The 17,551-nt window shown below is 64.4% G+C and carries 16 protein-coding genes; 11 read left to right on the top strand and 5 right to left on the bottom strand.

The window, feature by feature from the left end; translation table 11 throughout:
- Positions 1-140: 140 nt before the first annotated feature.
- From V6M90_RS23830 to V6M90_RS23820, 3 genes are read right to left on the bottom strand one after another with little or no spacing between them, the layout of a single operon-like run.
- The gene (locus tag V6M90_RS23830) at positions 141-1,289 is read right to left on the bottom strand and encodes an NAD(P)/FAD-dependent oxidoreductase (RefSeq protein WP_305427475.1); all 1,149 of its coding nucleotides are present in this window, start codon (positions 1,287-1,289) and stop codon (positions 141-143) included.
- Complete coding sequence (locus V6M90_RS23825) at positions 1,286-1,693, bottom strand: RidA family protein (RefSeq protein ID WP_141063174.1); 408 nt, start codon at positions 1,691-1,693, stop codon at positions 1,286-1,288. Before V6M90_RS23825 ends, V6M90_RS23830 begins: the two co-directional genes overlap by 4 nt.
- The gene (locus V6M90_RS23820; RefSeq protein WP_003174937.1) at positions 1,683-2,819 is read right to left on the bottom strand and encodes a DSD1 family PLP-dependent enzyme; all 1,137 of its coding nucleotides are present in this window, start codon (positions 2,817-2,819) and stop codon (positions 1,683-1,685) included. The genes V6M90_RS23825 and V6M90_RS23820 overlap by 11 nt, the downstream gene beginning before the upstream one ends.
- A gap of 95 nt (positions 2,820-2,914) precedes the next feature.
- Between V6M90_RS23820 and V6M90_RS23815 the strand changes: the two genes are divergently transcribed.
- Complete coding sequence (locus V6M90_RS23815; protein ID WP_003174936.1) at positions 2,915-3,799, top strand: LysR family transcriptional regulator; 885 nt, start codon at positions 2,915-2,917, stop codon at positions 3,797-3,799.
- A gap of 1 nt (position 3,800) precedes the next feature.
- On the opposite strand, the gene V6M90_RS23810 is transcribed toward V6M90_RS23815, so the two are convergent.
- Entirely contained in the window at positions 3,801-4,514 is a 714-nt protein-coding gene (locus V6M90_RS23810) for a cupin domain-containing protein (RefSeq protein WP_305427473.1), read from the bottom strand.
- A gap of 22 nt (positions 4,515-4,536) precedes the next feature.
- A complete protein-coding gene (locus tag V6M90_RS23805; RefSeq protein ID WP_003174934.1) occupies positions 4,537-5,388 on the bottom strand; it encodes a GNAT family N-acetyltransferase in 852 nt (283 codons plus the stop codon).
- Positions 5,389-6,142: 754 nt separating this feature from the next.
- Here V6M90_RS23805 and V6M90_RS23800 point away from each other — a divergent pair.
- The 10 genes from V6M90_RS23800 to argE all read left to right on the top strand — a co-directional run bounded on the left by V6M90_RS23800 (position 6,143) and on the right by argE (position 17,494).
- Positions 6,143-6,811 carry a haloacid dehalogenase type II gene (locus V6M90_RS23800; protein WP_332847230.1) on the top strand — a complete coding sequence of 223 codons (669 nt, stop codon included), beginning with the start codon at positions 6,143-6,145 and terminating at the stop codon, positions 6,809-6,811.
- Positions 6,812-6,830: 19 nt separating this feature from the next.
- Complete coding sequence (locus tag V6M90_RS23795) at positions 6,831-8,105, top strand: NAD(P)/FAD-dependent oxidoreductase (protein WP_003174932.1); 1,275 nt, start codon at positions 6,831-6,833, stop codon at positions 8,103-8,105.
- A 95-nt stretch (positions 8,106-8,200) separates the two neighbouring features.
- Positions 8,201-9,838, top strand: coding sequence for an ABC transporter substrate-binding protein (locus tag V6M90_RS23790; protein WP_003174931.1), 1,638 nt, complete (start codon positions 8,201-8,203; stop codon positions 9,836-9,838).
- A gap of 13 nt (positions 9,839-9,851) precedes the next feature.
- Positions 9,852-10,808 (top strand): ABC transporter permease, encoded by a 957-nt coding sequence (locus V6M90_RS23785; RefSeq protein ID WP_305427471.1) that lies wholly within the window; start codon positions 9,852-9,854, stop codon positions 10,806-10,808.
- Positions 10,805-11,680: an ABC transporter permease gene (locus tag V6M90_RS23780; RefSeq protein ID WP_141063168.1), complete on the top strand. Its 876-nt coding sequence runs from the start codon at positions 10,805-10,807 to the stop codon at positions 11,678-11,680. Before V6M90_RS23785 ends, V6M90_RS23780 begins: the two co-directional genes overlap by 4 nt.
- A 1-nt stretch (position 11,681) precedes the next feature.
- Entirely contained in the window at positions 11,682-13,523 is a 1,842-nt protein-coding gene (locus V6M90_RS23775) for an ABC transporter ATP-binding protein (RefSeq protein ID WP_305427470.1), read from the top strand.
- Positions 13,520-13,828: a (2Fe-2S)-binding protein gene (locus tag V6M90_RS23770; protein ID WP_141063166.1), complete on the top strand. Its 309-nt coding sequence runs from the start codon at positions 13,520-13,522 to the stop codon at positions 13,826-13,828. The genes V6M90_RS23775 and V6M90_RS23770 overlap by 4 nt, the downstream gene beginning before the upstream one ends.
- Positions 13,810-15,189, top strand: a complete 1,380-nt coding sequence (locus tag V6M90_RS23765; RefSeq protein WP_141063165.1) for an FAD/NAD(P)-dependent oxidoreductase — start codon at positions 13,810-13,812, stop codon at positions 15,187-15,189. Before V6M90_RS23770 ends, V6M90_RS23765 begins: the two co-directional genes overlap by 19 nt.
- Positions 15,186-16,340, top strand: a complete 1,155-nt coding sequence (locus tag V6M90_RS23760; RefSeq protein WP_003174925.1) for an NAD(P)/FAD-dependent oxidoreductase — start codon at positions 15,186-15,188, stop codon at positions 16,338-16,340. The genes V6M90_RS23765 and V6M90_RS23760 overlap by 4 nt, the downstream gene beginning before the upstream one ends.
- A complete protein-coding gene (gene argE / locus V6M90_RS23755; RefSeq protein WP_003174924.1) occupies positions 16,337-17,494 on the top strand; it encodes an acetylornithine deacetylase in 1,158 nt (385 codons plus the stop codon). Before V6M90_RS23760 ends, argE begins: the two co-directional genes overlap by 4 nt.
- Positions 17,495-17,551: the final 57 nt, after the last annotated feature.

The raw sequence follows: 17,551 nt of genomic DNA, 5'->3' as shown, positions 1-17,551 counted from the left end.
CAGCAGTCCCATTCTTTGTAGACAAAGAGCGGGGCCGCTTCGCGGCCCAGCGGGAGCAAGCTCCCTCGCCACAGGTCACTTTTTACCCTTTCAACTTCTTAACTGACAGGCATTAGGGCTTGCCCCGCTCACTACGACCGCTAGCTGATCCATGTCTTCGACGGTTGGGTAAACCGCCGGATATCGAACGGGCTGATCAGGGTACGGGTGCTGCCTGTACTGATCAGTTCGGCCATCACATCCCCCACACCGGGGCCCAGCTGGAAACCGTGGCCGCAGAAGCCGAAGGCGTAAAACAGCCCATCCACGACGCCGCTCGGGCCCATCACCGGCAGGGAGTCCGGGGTGTAGCTTTCGATGCCGCTCCACACGCGGATGATGTTCAGTTTTTCGGCGCCCGGCAGCAGTCGCTTCATCTGGCGCATCTGGTTGAGCAGGCTCTCAGGCTTGAAAAACGCGCGTCGGTTGAGCATGTCCGGTGTGCAGCGGGCACCGCCGCCGATGATGATGTTGCCGCGTGGGATCTGGCGGAAGTAGATCACCTCTTCCTTGATCTTGGTGAACACGCCGATCACCGTCTTCAACGCGTAGGGCACCGGTTCCGTAACCGACATCTGCGGGCCGTTGGGCTCCAGCGGCACCGGTTCGCCAAAGCGCTCGGACAAGCGCGCGGCCCAGGCACCGGCGCTAATCAACAGCTGTTCGGCGACGAACAGTTGCCCATCGGTGGTGGTGACGTGGAACAGGCCGTTGACCTTTTCCACGTCGGCGACTTCGATTTTTTCCTTGATTTGCGCACCGAGGCGCCGAGCGGCGCGGGCAAATGCCGGTGCGGCCAGGCGTGGGTTGGCGTGGCCGTCGTGGGGCGCGTAGGAGCCGCCCTTGACGTCCGGGCCGAGGAAGCCGAAACGCTGATGCAGCTCGGCACCGCGATAAATCTTCAGGTCCAGTTGCGCGGCTTCCGGCGCCGCGGCGTAGGCCTCAAGCTCGGCGATTTCATCGTCGCGATAACACACGCGCATGTGGCCGCTGGGGATAAATTCCAAGTCATCGTCGATCAGTTCCGGCAAGCGTTTCCACAGCGCCCAGGAACGATTGGCCAGCGCCAGTTGCCCCAGATAGCGGCCCTGGCGGCGCACGTTGCCGAAGTTGACGCCGCTGGCGTACTGACCGATCTGGTCGCGTTCCAGCAGCGTGACCGAGCAGCCGCGCCGCCGCAGGAAAAACGCCGACGAGGCGCCCATGATGCCGCCGCCGATGATCAGCACGTCGCTTTTCTGTGGGGTCATGGGCACTGCTCCTGTGCAATACGGGCCACGGCGTCGATTTCGATCAGGTAACCATGATGCAGCGCCGGCACAGGCACCACGGCGCGCGCCGGTTTGTGCTCGCCCAGGTAGCGCGCGTAGATCCGGTCAAAGGCCGGCCAGTGTTGTATGTCGACGACGTACACCGTCACTTTGAGCAGGTCGCGCTGGCTCAGGCCCGCTTCGTCCAGGATCGCCAGCAGGTTATCCAGGGCAATCGATGCTTGAACCTCGAACGGCTGCCCGCTGCTGTGCTCGCCATTGGCGCGCACCGGCAGTTGCCCCGAAACATACAGCACGCCTGCGTGCGCGATCGCCTGGGCATAGTGCCCGCCCGGCGCTGCTGCGTGGGGGCTGAAGATCGTGTGGAGGTGATTACCAGCCATGCAGGCGACTCCAGGTATGCAGCGTGCCATCGGCGGCCACGGCGTGATAGTCCGGGAACTGCGCACCGGTGGCGCAGGCGTGATTGGGCAGGATGCGCAGCCGACTGCCGATGGGGAATCGCGTGACAAGCGTCTCGTGTTCGGCTGCACCCAGGCTGATGATGCCGTGCTCCTGGTTGGCGCCGCTGAACTGCGCGCCTTCGATCCAATCGCCCGCTTCGTTGCACACCTGGCCATAACCGAAGTCGTGGCGCTGGCGCTGCGTGCCGCGGTCACGGCTCATGGCCATCCAGCCGGCATCGGTGATGATCCAACCTTTGTCCGGTTGATGGCCGATGACGCTGGTTAATACGCTCAGCGCCAACTCGTCGGCCTGGCACACACCGATGTTGTGCATGACCAGGTCGAAGAACACGTAGACGCCGGCGCGTACTTCCGTGACGCCGTCCAGGTTCAAGGCCGAGAGGGCGGTAGGGGTCGAACCGATGCTGACCTCGGCACACGCCACCCCGGTGGCGCGGATGTTTTCTGCCGCGCGTACGCAGAGCCGGCGTTCCTGTTCGGCCAGCGCTTGCAGGGCTTGCGGGTTGTCCAGCTCGTAGCTGGAACCGGCGTGGGTCATCACGCCACGCAGGTGCATGCCGCCGTTGCTGAGCGACTGCGCGACCTCCAGCAGTGCAGGGGCGTCGGCGGCCAGTCCGGAGCGATGGCCGTCGCAGTCGATTTCGATCCACATGTCGAAGCGTTCATCCTGCTGCTGTGCAAACGCGACGATAGCCTCGGCGCCTGCAACACTGTCGGTCAGCAGGCTGAGGTTGCAGCCTTGGCGGCGCAGGGCCAGGGCCTGGGGCAATTTGCCCGGTGCGATGGCGACGGCATAGAACACGTCGCGGATGCCGGCGGCGAAACAATGCTGCGCTTCCTTGAGGGTGGACACCGTAACGCCGCTGGCCCCGGCGGCTATCTGTGCGTGGATCACCGGCAGGCATTTGCTGGTCTTGATATGCGGGCGCAAACGCACGCCCAGGTCGTTCAGGCGCTGTTGCATACGCTGGATATTGCGCTGCATTCGCGGGATATCGATAAGTGCGGCGGGCGTGTCGAGGGAAGCAATCGGCGTGGACATGGCGAAGCTCGCGTGGCTGGGTACTGGTTGCACTCTACTCAGCTGTCGTTAACCTGTGGTTCAATCAGGTTTAATCAATCCTTAAGTAAAATTGAATGATTTCCATCGAAGACCTGCGCCTGGCGGTCACCCTGGCGCGCTCCGAGTCATTGAGTGCCGCGGCCAGAACCCTGAATGTCTCGCCGCCGGCGCTGTCGATGCGCTTGCGTAAGCTGGAGACGCTGCTCGGGCTGACCCTGGCCAATCGCGATGCGCGCCGCCTCAGCCTCACGGCGGAGGGTGAGCGCTTCTCGCGGGAAAGCGCGCTGTTGCTGGAACAGTTGGAGGCGCTGCCGGAGTCGTTCCGGCAGAAGGATGAAACACTGGTGGGCACTTTGCGGCTGGCGGCACCCTTTGGTTATGGTCGGCAGCGCATCGCACCGTTGTTGGCGCGGTTTGCCAAACTGCATCCGCAGCTGTGCCTGCACCTGGATTTGCGCGAGACACCCTGGCCGGATCGGCATGACAGCGATGCGGTGATTCACATCGGCCATCTCAATGACAGCCTGTGGACCGCGCGGACACTGACGCTCAACGAGCGCTGGCTATGCGCGAGCCCGGCCTACCTGCAAGCGCACGGCGTGCCGTCTTCGCCGGACGAGCTGGCGTCCCATCGCTGCATTTGCATTCGTGAAAATGATGAAGACATCACCCTGTGGCACCTGCGCAAGGGGCAGGGCCGCAAGACGCTGCGCGTGCAGCCGGCGTTGTTGAGCAACGACGGCAGCGTCGCCCGGCGTTGGGCCGAGCAAGGCTTGGGGTTGGTGCTGCGTTCGCAGTGGGACGTGAGCGACGCGGTGGCCGGCGGTAGCCTGGTGCGCGTGTTGGCGCACTGGAGCTTTGATAGCGCGCCGATCCTGCTGCTGGTGCCGTCGCGCAAACTGCGCAGTCCGCGTGTCCAGGCGTTGGTGGCGTTTCTGGAAGAGGCACTGAAAACCTGAGTTACTTCACGGCGTAGACCTTGCGCACATACACCCTGCTGGTCCAGGCACACGGCGCGCCTTTGGCCACGAACACCGTGTCGCCGGTATTGACGGTGACCTCGCCACCCGCGTCGTCATGCAGAGTGACGGCACCTTCGAGCAGGTGCATCAATTCATGCAATTTGTGCGGCCGGCCGTGGCGGGCGTAGGGCGTCGAATCCCAGATGCCGACGCGCAGTTCGGTCACGGCATCGTCGAACAGATTGAGCGCGCGGCACTGTGGGGCGGGGCCGATCAGGATGGCCGGTTCCGGTGCGGCGGACGGGTTGAGCTGGGGGTAAGGTTCGAGCAGGGTCAGCCCCGGGCAGGTGGGGGCATCGGCTTGGTCGACGGCGCAGAACGCCCATCGGCTGCCCGCACTCGCCTGCACCTTGAGGCGGGTGCCACGACCGATCACGGCGCTGCCGCCGACATCCAGTTTCAGCGTCTGTTCCGCACTGCTGAGCAGCACCTGCCCTGCGTGCACCACCAGGGTTTCGCTGTGGGGGAAATCGTCGATCACCGCTTCGCCGCTGAACGGCACCAGGCCTGCGCACACGCCATCGTCGCCGCGCCAGGCGAGTCGGCGGCTGTCGCCGAACGGGTCCGACGCGCTCAGGGCACCGGGGGTGAACGACGTGGCAACGCGGCTGCCGTCGGCGCGTGCCAACAGCAGGATACGGGGAGATGACATGGGCAATACTCCGGGAGAAAAGTCAGCCGATCGCCTGGGTGATCAAGGCAAAGGGGTATACGCCTTGGCTGGGCTGGGGCGGTGTGCCCATGGCCATCTGCGCGACGGTGTCGATGTTTTTCAGGCCCGCGTTTTCCAGCCAGTCGTTCAGACCGCAACTGACGGGAATGTCGATGCGGACAAAGGCGTCCTGCAGCGGGGCCAGCAATGTGCCGATCAGATACTTGGCCTGCTCGATGTTTTCGGCCACCACCGGGCCGATGCAGCGCCCACGCCCAAACGGTCGCAACAGCGCGAAGCCGCGTAGCTGACCATCGCGCTCGATCCCCACGGCGTGCTCCACCTGCACGTCACGCAGCACGTCACGGCGGTCCAGCCCGCTGGCGGCCTTGGCCAGTGCAAGCAGGGCGGTGTGGTCGTTCGCGTCAAGCGCGCGGCAGCTCTCGCCCTGGGCCAACGCCGACAACGCGGGAACCTGCACCGGGCCCTGATGTTGTTGCACATGACCGAACTCGACAAACCCCTGGCTGGCATACAACGGCGCACCGGCGAGGGTCGCATTGAGCACCGGCGTGCGCGAACCGCAAGCGGCAATGGCCTTCTCCATCAAGCGACGGCCGATGCCCTGGCCTTGATAGTCATTGCTGACGATCACCAGGCCGATGGTGGCGTAATCGCCCTGGGGGCAGGTGAAGGCACTGCCGATCAGCCGCTCGCCGTCCATCACCACGAAGCCATCGCTGACCCGCTGCAACATCGCCCAGTCTTCCTGGCGGTGGGGCCATTTGAGTTGCACCGACAAGTCGTGAGCGGCGGGCAGGTCGGCCGGGGTCATTGGGCGATAGATATAAGAGGGATGTGGCAGGGCGGACATGGCGAGCCTCCATAAAGCGGTGTTTTTCAGAGCGAGGAGGCTTGTATCCCATCTGGTTTGAAGGCTGGCAAGAGGGACATGAATATTCGGTAGATTCCTGGGGCCGTGAGGGGGTGAGGCCACAGGTACTACTTAATTTTTGTGGGGCGGCGGCAGTAAATGCCATGAGGCCTTTCTGATAACGCGGCGGCCTTGGAACCTTCAAATGAGGGAGGGACTTGCCCCGATGAGCATGGGTATCTACACGACTGCCTGCTGTTGCTCTGGCCGTGGCTCTGCTCTGGCTTTTGATCTTGATCTAAGGCGGGCCCCCAAATCAATGTCGGATTACGGGCACACCGAGCCTAAGCGAGGTGCCGAGTGTTGGGGCAAGAGCGTTTTGCTTACTTTTGACTGGGCCGGCATTCCGGCTGTTCAAAAGTGAGCCGCTGTAAAAGCGGAACCAATAGCAGCCGTTACCGCAGAAACGGATATGCACTCAATACTTTCTGCCGCCCACACCCCCAATCCTTGAGCCTCCCCACCTCGTAAGCCCTCTAAAAGCGCACAAACAAAGGCTCTGCCCAAGCCTGGCGCGCACCGCAAAGTCTGCTGAGCCCAGCCACCAAAACGGTGGTTTGTATTGAGCGCGGGTCGTTTTAGACGGCATATGCTGATTTCACAGTGGTGTAATGAAGCTGTGCTGCAACGAGGCCGACGCGCCGCCAGGGCAGCGAACGCTTGTCTCCTTAAACGACCTTCAGGACCGCACTCCATGAGCTTTCTTCGTCCCAAATTCATCACGTTCGACTGCTACGGTACGCTGACCAACTTCCATATGGGCACCATGACCCGCGAGCTGTTCGCCGATCGCATCAAGCCTCAACAGATGGATCAGTTCGTCAAAGACTTCTCGGCCTACCGCCTCGACCAGGTCATGGGCGACTGGCGCCCCTACGATGAAATTCTCAAGACCGCCCTGGCCCGTACCTGCAAACGCTGGGGTATCGATTACCGCGAGGAAGGCCAACTGTATTACGACGCCGTGCCGACCTGGGGCCCCCATGCGGATGTGCCGGCCGGTCTGTCGAAGATTGCCGACAAGATTCCTCTGGTGATTTTCTCCAATGCCAGCGACAGTCAGATCATGTCCAACGTCGACAAGCTCGGCGCGCCGTTCCACAAGGTGTTCACCGCCGAACAGGCCCAGGCCTACAAGCCGCGCCTGGCGGCCTTCGAGTTCATGCTCGACAACCTCGGCTGCGGCCCGGAAGACATCTTGCATGTGTCGTCCAGCTTCCGTTATGACCTGATGCCGGCCCATGACATGAAGATCAAGCATAAGGCATTCGTTGCCCGTGGCCATGAAGTCCCGGGCAATGCCTTCTTCGGTTACCAGCAGATCACCGATATCGGTGGGCTGCCGGCGCTGGTCGGTCTGTAACACACACAAGGGGCACGACATGGGCAGCGAATCCTATTGGCTCGACACCGCACCGGCGTTTACCGGTGCCCAGCTGGGCGGCTTGCCCAAGCAGGTCGATGTGGCCGTGGTCGGTGGCGGTTTCACCGGCCTGGCGGCGGCGCGGGCGCTGGCGCTCAAGGGCGCCAGTGTGGTGGTGCTCGACGCCGGTCGCGTGATCGGCGAAGCCTCGGGGCGCAACGGCGGACAGTGCAATACCGGCGTCGCCCAGGATTACGCCGGGTTGCATGCCAGCCTCGGTGCCGCCAGGGCGCGTGCCTATTACCAGGCCTATGAAAGTGCCGTGCAGACGGTGGTGTCGCTGGTCGAGCAGGAAGGGATCGCCTGCGACCTGGTGCGCAACGGCAAGCTCAAGCTGGCGGCCAAGCCGATGCATTACGAAGGCCTGGCCCGCACCTGCGAGCTGATCCGCCGGGAGGTGGATGCCAACGTCGAGTTGCTCAGCGCCGAACAGACCCAGACGGAAGTCAATTCGGCACAGTTCCACGGTGGCTTGCTGCAACGCAACGGCGTGCAGATGCATGTCGGTCGCTTTGGTGTCGGCTTGGCCGAAGCGGCGGCGCGGCGTGGGGCGATGATTTACGAACACACCCAGGTCAAGGACTGGCAGGCCAGGGCCGGCGGCTATCAGGTCAACACCGCCAAAGGCTCGCTGCATGCCGGGCAAGTGTTGCTGGCCACCGGTGCTTGCCAGCATGGCGACCTCGGCTGGTATCGCCGGCGCATTGTGCCGGTGGGCAGTTTTGTCATCGCCACCGAAGTCTTGCCCCAGGCCCTGATCGACCAGTTGCTGCCCCAGCACCGGGCTTATGTGACCAGCCGCATGATCGGCAATTACTTCCGCCTCACCCCGGACAACCGCCTGCTGTTTGGCGGACGTGCACGGTTTGCGATGTCCGACAGCGTCTCCGACGCCAAGAGCGGCAAGGTGCTGCAGGCGGCGATGCTGAACATGTTCCCGCAGTTGGCCCAGGTAAAGATCGACTACTGCTGGGGCGGCCTGGTGGACATGACGTCCGACCGCCTGCCCCGCGCCGGCCAGCATGGCGGCGTGTTCCATTCCATGGGCTACAGCGGCCATGGCGTGCAGATGTCGGTGCACATGGGCCAGGTGATGGCCGAGGTGATGGCCGGCAATGCCGCGGCCAACCCCTGGCGGGACCTTGAGTGGCCGGCGATTCCCGGGCATTTCGGCAAACCCTGGTTCCTGCCCTTTGTGGGTGCCTATTACCGCTTCCAGGACTATTTGCACTGAGTTGCCGTTGTTGCGTCACCGTCGTTTGCGTTTCCAGGACGCTCCGGACATCCGTGAGCACTCGATTCTTCCGATTATCGACAGGTAGCCTTGCTATGACTGACAACAAAAACACCCCCGAGCTGATCTCCGGCGCAGACAGCCTGCGGGTCTTCGAAAGCCTCAATCGCGGCATGTCACGCCGCCACGCCTTGCAGATGCTCGGCGTGGCCGGTGTGGCCGCCGCCGGTGCGGGCAGCCTGTTCGGTGCCGCCGGCAAGGTGTTCGCCGATGAAGCGACAGCGGCCGGCAAAGGCAAGCCCGGCGGCAAGATCCGGGTGGCGGGCATGTCCACCTCCACCGCCGACACCCTCGACCCGGCCAAGGGCGCGCTGTCCACCGACTACGTGCGCCACTACATGTTCTACAACGGCCTGACCCGCTTCGATAAGCACCTGGTGCCGCAACTGGAACTGGCCGAGCGCATCGACAACACCGACGCCACCCTGTGGACCATCACCTTGCGCAAGGACGTGACCTTCCACAACGGCAAGCCACTGACCGCCGCCGATGTGGTGTTCTCCCTGGTCCGTCAGAAGGACCCGATCACCGGTTCCAAAGTCATGGCGCTGCTGGAGCAGTTCGCCGAAATCAAGGCCAGCGGGCCGAACGAAGTGCAGATCCGCCTCAGCGCGCCCAACGCCGAGTTGCCGTCGATCCTCGCCGTGTCGCACCTGTTGATCGTGCCCGAGGGCACCACCGACTTCAATAAAGGCATCGGCACCGGCCCGTTCACCGTCGGCGAGTTCAAGCCCGGTGTGCGTTCGGTTGCGGTGCGCAACAAGAACTACTGGAAGCCAGGCCTGCCGTACCTCGACGAGATCGAGTTCATCGCCATCGGCGACGAGCCGTCGCGGGTCAATGCGCTGTTGTCGGGCGATGTGCACATGATCAACGAGGTCAACCCACGCTCCACTACGCGTATCAAGGCCAGCGCCAAACACCGCGTCGTCGATGCACCGTCGGGCAACTACACTGACTTGATCATCCGTCAGGACCAACTGCCCGGCAAAAGCCCGGAATTCACCCAGGCCATGAAGCTGTTGCTGGACCGTGAGCAGGTCAAGTCGGCGGTGTTCCGTGGCTTTGCCGTGGTCGGCAACGACCATCCGATCGCGCCGGGTTCGCGTTACTTCAACACCGACCTGCCGCAGACGGTCTACGACCCGGAAAAAGCCAAGTTCCTGCTCAAGAAGGCCGGCATGGAAAGCATCACCATGCCGCTGATGGCGTCACCGGCCGCGACCGGTTCGGTGGACATCGCCGTGCTGTTGCAGCAATCGGCGAAGCAGGCCGGGCTCAAGCTTGATGTGAACCGCCTGCCCAGCGACGGCTACTGGTCCAACCACTGGATGAAGCACCCCTTGAGCTTCGGCAACATCAACCCACGGCCGAATGCCGACGTGATGTTCTCGCAGTTCTTCCAGTCCAAGGCACCGTGGAACGAGTCCGGCTGGCAGAACGACCAGTTCGACCAATTGCTGATGCTCGCCCGTGGCGAAACCGATGACGCCAAGCGCGCCAAAATGTATGGCGACATGCAGACCCTGGTGCACGATCACTGCGGTATCGGCGTGCCGGTGTTCATCAGCAACATCGACGGCGTGGACCAACGCATCAAGGGTTATGACAGCAACCCGCTGGGCGGTTTCATGGGCTACATGTTCGCCGAGCAGGTGTGGCTGGACGCTTGAGGAGGGCAGTGCGATGAATAGCAAGACACTGTGGTTGATCGGCCGGCGCTTCGGCGCAGGGGTCGTGACCTTGTTGATCGTGTCCATGGTCGTGTTCGCGATCACGGCGGTACTGCCGGGGGACGCGGCGCAACAATCCCTGGGCCAGTTCGCCACCCCTGAACAGGTGGCGGCCCTGCGCCTGAAACTGGGGTTGGACCAGCCCGGTGTGTTGCGTTACCTGCACTGGTTGATGAGCCTGCTCACCGGCGACATGGGCGTGTCGGTGTCCAACGCCATGCCCGTGGGTGAACTGATGGCGGGCCGGGTGCCCAACACCCTGATGCTCGCGGGCGCCACGGCACTGGTCTCGGTGCCGGTGGCACTGGTGCTCGGCATCGGCTCGGCGATGGGCCGGGGCGGGCGCATCGACAGCTGCCTGAGCTTTGTCACGCTGGCGATGGTCGCCGTGCCGGAGTTTCTGGTGGCGACTCTCGCGGTGCTGATTTTCGCGGTCAACCTCGGTTGGCTGTCGGCGCTGTCTTACGCCAGCGACATCAGCTCACCGCTGCAATTCATGCGCACCTATGCCTTGCCGGTGATGACCCTGTGCTGCGTGATCGTCGCGCAAATGGCGCGCATGACCCGCGCCGCCGTGATCGACCAGCTCGACAGCGCCTACGTGGAAATGGCGCATCTCAAGGGCGTCAGCCCGATCCGCATCGTGCTGCGCCATGCCTTGCCCAATGCCATCGGGCCGATTGCCAACGCCATCGCCCTGAGCCTGTCGTACCTGTTGGGCGGGGTGGTGATCGTCGAAACCATCTTCAACTATCCCGGCATTGCCAGCTTGATGGTCGATGCCGTGACCAATCGCGACATGGCGCTGGTGCAAGCCTGCACCATGTTGTTCTGCGCCGCTTACCTGGGCCTGGTGCTGTTGGCCGACCTGTGCGCGATTCTTTCCAACCCGAGGCTGAGAAACCAATGAACAACCTCATTGCGAAGTCCAAGCCGGTGTCCTCCGCGCTGGCCCTGGCCAAGGTCTCCAGCGGCCCGTCCTGGCTGGGGCTGGTGGGTGGCGTGGTGTGCGTGGCCTGGCTGCTGGTGGCGCTGTTTGGTCCGTGGCTGGCGCCACATCCGGTGGGCGAAGTGGTCTCGGACAACATCTTCGAAGGCTTCAGCCTCGCGCATCCCTTCGGCACCGATTACCTGGGGCGCGACATGCTCAGTCGCGTGCTGGTGGGCGCGCGCTTCACCGTCGGGCTGGCGTTGGTGGCGGCCTTGCTGGCCAGCACGTTAGGCACCGGTTGTGCGCTGTTGTCAGTGGTCTCGCCCAAGTGGCTGGACGAAATCATCAGCCGCATCATGGACGCCTTCATTTCGATCCCGAGCAAAATGCTCGCCTTGATTATGGTCTCGGCCTTCGGCTCATCGGTGACGCTGCTGATCTGCACGGCCGTGATCAGTTATATCCCCGGCTCGTTCCGCGTGGCGCGCAGCATGGCGGTCAATATCGAGGCGCTGGAATATGTGCAGGTCGCGCGCACCCGAGGCGAGCGCCGCTTGTACGTGGCGTGCAGGGAGATCCTGCCGAACATGCTCAACCCGGTACTGACCGACCTGGGCCTGCGTTTCGGCTACATCGTGCTGCTGCTCAGCGGCATGAGCTTTCTGGGCCTCGGTGTGCAACCGCCGGATGCCGACCTCGGCTCGCTGGTGCGGGAAAACATCGGCGGCCTCAACCAGGGGGCGCTGGCGATCATTATTCCGGCGCTGGCCATCGGCACGCTGACCATCGGTGTGAATCTGCTGATCGACTATTTGTCGTCCAGACGCAGTCGACGCACGGGAGGCCATTGAAATGAGCGAATTGATTCGCGTCGAAGACCTGCGCGTCGTCGCCTGTGGCGAGCGCGGCGAGGTAGAGATCGTCAAGGGCGTGAGCTTTGCCCTGGAAAAAGGTGAAGTGCTGGCGTTGATCGGTGAGTCCGGCTCGGGCAAGACCACCATCGCCCTGGCGCTGCTTGGCTATGCGCGGCGCGGCTGTCGCCTGTCCGGCGGCGTCGTGCGGGTCGGTGAGCACGACATGCTCGCCCTGAATGAAAAACAGCTGCAAGGCCTGCGCGGCAACCGGGTTTCCTATATCGCTCAAAGCGCGGCGGCGGCGTTCAACCCGGCCAAACGACTTATCGACCAGGTGGTGGAGGGCGCATTGATCCATGGCCTGGGCACCCGGGCCGAGTTGTACGCCAAGGCGATCGGGCTGTTCCGCGACCTCGCGCTGCCGGGCCCGGAGCGCATCGGTCAACGCTACCCGCACCAGGTCTCCGGCGGGCAACTGCAACGGGTGATGGCGGCGATGGCGCTGATCAGCGACCCGCTGCTGGTGGTGCTCGACGAGCCGACCACGGCGCTGGACGTGACCACCCAGATCGACGTGCTGCGCGCGTTCAAACGCGTAGTGCGCGAGCGCGGCGCCACGGCGGTGTACGTGTCCCACGATCTGGCGGTGGTGGCGCAGATGGCCGACCAGATCGTGGTGCTCAACGGCGGGCAGATCCTTGAGCAAAGCGCCACCGCGCCGCTGCTCAAGGCCCCGGCCCACGCCTACACCCGCAGTCTGCTGGCCGCCGCACGCCCGGACACCACCATTCGCCCGCCGTGCGGGGTGGCCGGAGACGTACCGCTGCTGACCATCAGCGGCCTGACCGCCGGCTACGGCAACAAGAACCTGCAAGGCATGCCGAGCATTCGGGTGCTCGAAGACATCGAGCTGACCGTGCGACGCGGCCAGGCCATTGGCGTGATCGGTGAGTCGGGCTCCGGCAAATCCACCCTGGCGCGTGTGGTGGCCGGGCTGCTGACCCCGGCCCTCGGCGGTTTGACGTTCGACGGCCAACCGCTGGGCGGCAGCCTTGCCGAGCGCACCCCGGAACAATTCCGCCGCATCCAGATGGTGTTCCAGAACGCCGACACCGCGCTCAACCCCATGCACAGCGTGGCGGCCATCATCAGTCGGCCGTTGAAAATGTATTTTGGCCTCAAAGGCGCGGCGCTGCAGGCGCGTATCGGCGAGTTGCTCGATCTGGTGCGCCTGCCACGCGACCTCGCCGAACGGCGCCCCAACGAGTTGTCCGGCGGGCAAAAACAGCGGGTCAACCTGGCCCGCGCACTGGCGGCCAAGCCGGACCTGATCCTGTGCGATGAAGTGACCTCGGCCCTCGACACCGTGGTGGGCGCGGCGATCCTCGAACTGCTGCGCGACCTGCGCCAGCAACTGGGCGTGTCCTACTTGTTCATCAGCCACGACATCTCCACCGTGCGTGCGCTGTGCGACGACATTGTGGTGATGTACAGCGGCCACAAGGTGCAGGCCGGCAGCCGCGAGTCGTTTGCCGAGCCACCGTTCCACCCCTACACCGACCTGTTGATTCACTCGGTGCCCGAGTTGCGCCAAGGCTGGCTGGAAACCTGCGGCACGGCGTGCGACAGCCTGCCGGCGCTGGGCGAGCGGGCGAATGTGGCGCAACTGTGCACCTTCCTCAATCGCTGCCCGGTGCGTGTCGACGGCCTGTGCAACCGCACCGCGCCACCCCGGCGCAACCTGGACAACGGCAGTGAAATCCTCTGCCATCACGACGGCGCCCAGTTGCTCGATACCCAGCACGGCGTCACCACCATGAACTTGGGAGCCTATGCATGAAAGGGCGTTTTGTGAGGCTGGCCGAACAGGGCCGGCCGACGGTCAGCCTGACCGTGGATGGCGCGGCCGTCGAGGCCCTGCAGGGCGACACCCTGATGGTCGCGCTGCTGACCCACGGCAATGCGTTGCGCCAGTCGGAATTCGACAGCGGCCGTCGCGCCGGTTTCTGCCTGATGGGCGCATGCCAGGACTGCTGGGTGTGGACCCGCAGCGGCGAACGCCTGCGCGCCTGTTCCAGCGAAGTCCGCGATGGGCTGGACATCGTCACCACACAACCGGAGGCAACATGGCCACTGCACGGGTAGTTATCGTGGGCGCCGGCCCGGCCGGCGTGCGTTGCGCCGAAACCCTGCTGGCGGCCGGGATCAAGCCGATCCTGATTGACGAAAACCGCCGCGACGGCGGGCAGATCTACCGCCGTCAGCCCGACGGCTTTACCCGCGACTACAGCACCCTCTACGGCAGCGAAGCCGCCAAGGCCCAGGCCTTGCACCAGAGTTTCGACCGCCTGCGCGGTGCCATCGACTATCGCCCCGACACTCTGGTGTGGAACCTCACGCCGGGGCAGTTGTGCTGCGTGAGCCAGGGCCGCCACAGCACGGTGGACTACGACGCGCTGATCCTCTGCACCGGCGCCACCGACCGCCTGATGCCCATCGAGGGTTGGCAACTGGCGGGCACCTACAGCCTGGGCGGGGCGCAGATCGCCTTGAAAAACCAGGCCGTGTCCATCGGCCATCGCGTGGTGTTCATGGGCAGTGGGCCGCTGCTGTACCTGGTCGCCAGCCAATACGTGAAGGCTGGCGCCGAGGTGGCGGCGGTGTTGGATACCTCGCCGTTGAGCCTGCGGATCAAGGCCTTGCCCAAGCTGCTGGCGCGTCCGGGTGTGCTGTTCACCGGGATCAAGCTGCTGGCGCAGTTGTACCGGGCCAGGGTCGCCGTGCACCTGGGGATCAAGCCGTTGCAGGTGCTGGGCGATGCGGCCACTGGCGTGATGGGCGTGCGATTCAGCACCGGCAGCGGCCGCACCGAGACGGTCCAGGCCGATGCGGTGGCGCTGGGTTATCACCTGCGCCCGGAGACTCAATTGGGTGACCTGGCCGGTTGCGCGATGACGTTTGATCACGCTTCCAGCCAATGGTGGCTGGCCACCGATGACGCCGGTCGCACCTCGGCGAAGGGCGTGTACGCGGCCGGGGACGGCGCGAAGATTCGCGGGGCCGACGCCGCCGAGCACGCCGGGCGCCTGGTGGCCCTGGCGCTGCTGGAAGACCTGGGGCAGCCGCTGGACAGCGGCCTGCGCGATGAACAACAGCAGGCACTGGCGGTGATGGACCAGTTTCGCCTCGGCCTGGCCCAGGCTTTCCCGTGGCCCGGCGAACAGGCCAAGGCGTTGCCCGACAGCGCCATTGTGTGCCGCTGCGAGATGATCAGCGCCGGCGAACTGCGCCGTACCGTGAGTGAGAAGGGCGCCTGCGAAGTCAACCGCGCCAAGGCGTTCAGCCGGGTCGGCATGGGCCGCTGCCAGGGCCGTTATTGCTCCCAGGCCGGGGCCGAAGTGATTGCCGCCGCTGCCGGCGTGCAGGTGCAGGAGGTCGGGCGCCAGCGTGGTCAGGCGCCGGTCAAACCGTTATCGATGCTGATCACCGAGGAGGTCTCGCCATGAGCGTGCAAAAAGCTGATGTGGTGATTGTCGGCGGTGGTGTGATGGGCTCGGCGACCGCGTTTTTCCTGCGTCGGCGCGGGCAGACGGTGATCCTGCTCGAGCGCGACCAGATCGGCCAGTACGCCAGCGGCGTCAACTTCGGCAATGTGCGCCGTCAGGGCCGCTTCCTGGGGCAACTGGCCCTGGCCAACCGCTCCTGGGCGTTGTGGAAACGCTTGCCGGAATTGATCGGCGACGACCTGGAATTTATTCCCAGCGGGCATATGCGCGTGTGTTATCGCGACGATGAAATCGCCGAGCTTGAGGCCTACGCGGCCGCGCCGGAAGCCGAGCAACTGGACCTGAAGATTTATCGCGGTGCCGAGCTGCGTCAGCGTTTCGGTTTCCTCGGCCCGGACGTCAAGGGCGGCTCCTACGCCCCCCACGATGGCCACGCCAACCCACGCCTGGCGGCGCCGGCCTTTGCCCGCGCGGCGCGGCGCCTGGGTGCGCAGATTGAAGAACGTACCGAGGTGGCCGAGGTGGGCAAGGTCGGCGCCGACTTCCAGATCACCACCACCGACGGCCGCCAATTCCAGGCCGCGCAGCTGTTGATCACCGCCGGCGCCTGGGGCCAGAAACTCTCGGCGCAGTTCGGCGAGCCCGTGCCGCTGGACACCCACGGCCCGCAGATGGCGGTGACCGAACCGGTGCCCTATGCTTTGCCGACGGTCATCGGCGTGTACACCAAAATCCCCGAAGAAGTGATCTACTTCCGCCAGATCCCGCGCGGCAATATCGTCATCGGCGGCGGTTATCGCAGCAAACCGGACATGCTCAACCGCCGCGCTTATGTGGAACCGCGCAGCATCCTCAACCAGATCAGCCAGATGCGCCGCCTGCTGCCGGGGGTGGGCAACCTCAATATCATCCGCGTGTGGAGCGGCATCGAAGGCTACCTGCCGGACTCGCTGCCGGTAATGGGCGCCAGCGGCACGGTTGACGGGTTGTACTACGCGTTCGGTTTTTGCGGGCATGGTTTCCAGCTCGGCCCCGGCGTGGGCGATGTGATGGCCGAACTGCTCGCCACCGGCAGCACCAGCACGCCGATCGCAGCGTTTTCCATCACCCGCTTTGCCCTTTCTGCCGCGCAACGGAGCCAGGCCTCATGAAGCCCCGCGTACTGGATATCCTGAAAACACTGATGGCGTTCGACACGGTGTCGTCCGAGTCGAACATGGCCTTGATCGAGTACGTGCGCGATCTCTTGCTAAGCCACGGCATCGAGTCGCTGATCGTCAAGGACGAGAGCGGCAAGAAGGCCAACCTGTTCGCCAGCACGGGGCCCAAGGACCAACCCGGTGTGCTGCTCTCCGGGCACACCGACGTGGTGCCGGCGGCGGGGCAGGCGTGGACCGTTCCCGCGTTCGCCGCCACCGTGCAGGACGGGCGCATCTATGGACGTGGCAGTTGCGACATGAAGGGCTTTATCGCCCTGGCCATCGACGCCTTGCTCGACGCCGCCGGCCACAGGTTGAACCGTCCGTTGCAATTGGCGTTGTCCCATGACGAGGAAATCGGTTGCGTCGGTGTGCGGCGCCTGCTCGATGTGCTGCACCTGGCGCCGGTGCGCCCGTTTCTGTGCGTGATCGGCGAACCGACCAACATGCAGTTCGTGCTGGGCCACAAGGGCAAGGGTTCCTACCGCACCTATTGTCGCGGCCTGGAAGCACATTCGTCGCTGGCGCCGCGCTCGGTCAACGCCATCCATGTGGCCTGCGACTTTATCGCCGCCCTGCGCGACAGCCAGCAGCAACTGCAACGCCACGGCGCCCAGGACACCGACTACGATGTACCCTACAGCACCGTGCATGTAGGGCAGATCGTCGGTGGCAAGGCGCTGAACATCGTGCCCAACCTGTGCACCCTGGATTTCGAAGTGCGCAACCTGCCCGCCGATGACCTGGACGCGTTCCTGGAGCAGATGCGCGAGCGCGCCGAAGTCATCGTGCGTGAGGCGCAGAAGCTCTCCAGCGTGGCGGCCATCGAGATCGAAGCCCTCAATATCTACCCCGGCCTGGACACCCATCCCAGCGTCGAAGCGGTGCGTTTTCTCAAGCAATTCGCTGCGCCCGGCACCGGGACTTCGAAGGTCTCGTTCGGCACCGAAGGCGGCTTGTTCAAGCAGCGCCTGGACGTACCGGTGGTGGTGTGCGGGCCCGGTTCCATCGAGCAGGCGCACAAGCCCGATGAGTTTATCGAGATCAGCCAGATGGACGCCGGTGAGCGCTTTCTGCAAGGCTTGCTCGGCTCGCTTACGGCGTAGCAGAGCCTGCCGTCCGCGGCTCAATTTCAGCACGGCACACTGCCTGGATCGCGCTTT

The sequence above is a fragment of the Pseudomonas lactucae genome (assembly GCF_036688725.1).
In the GTDB taxonomy this organism is placed as follows: Bacteria; Pseudomonadota; Gammaproteobacteria; order Pseudomonadales; family Pseudomonadaceae; genus Aquipseudomonas; species Aquipseudomonas lactucae.
Note: the sequence above shows the minus strand (reverse complement) of the source record. Positions and strands in the feature narration are given on the sequence as shown.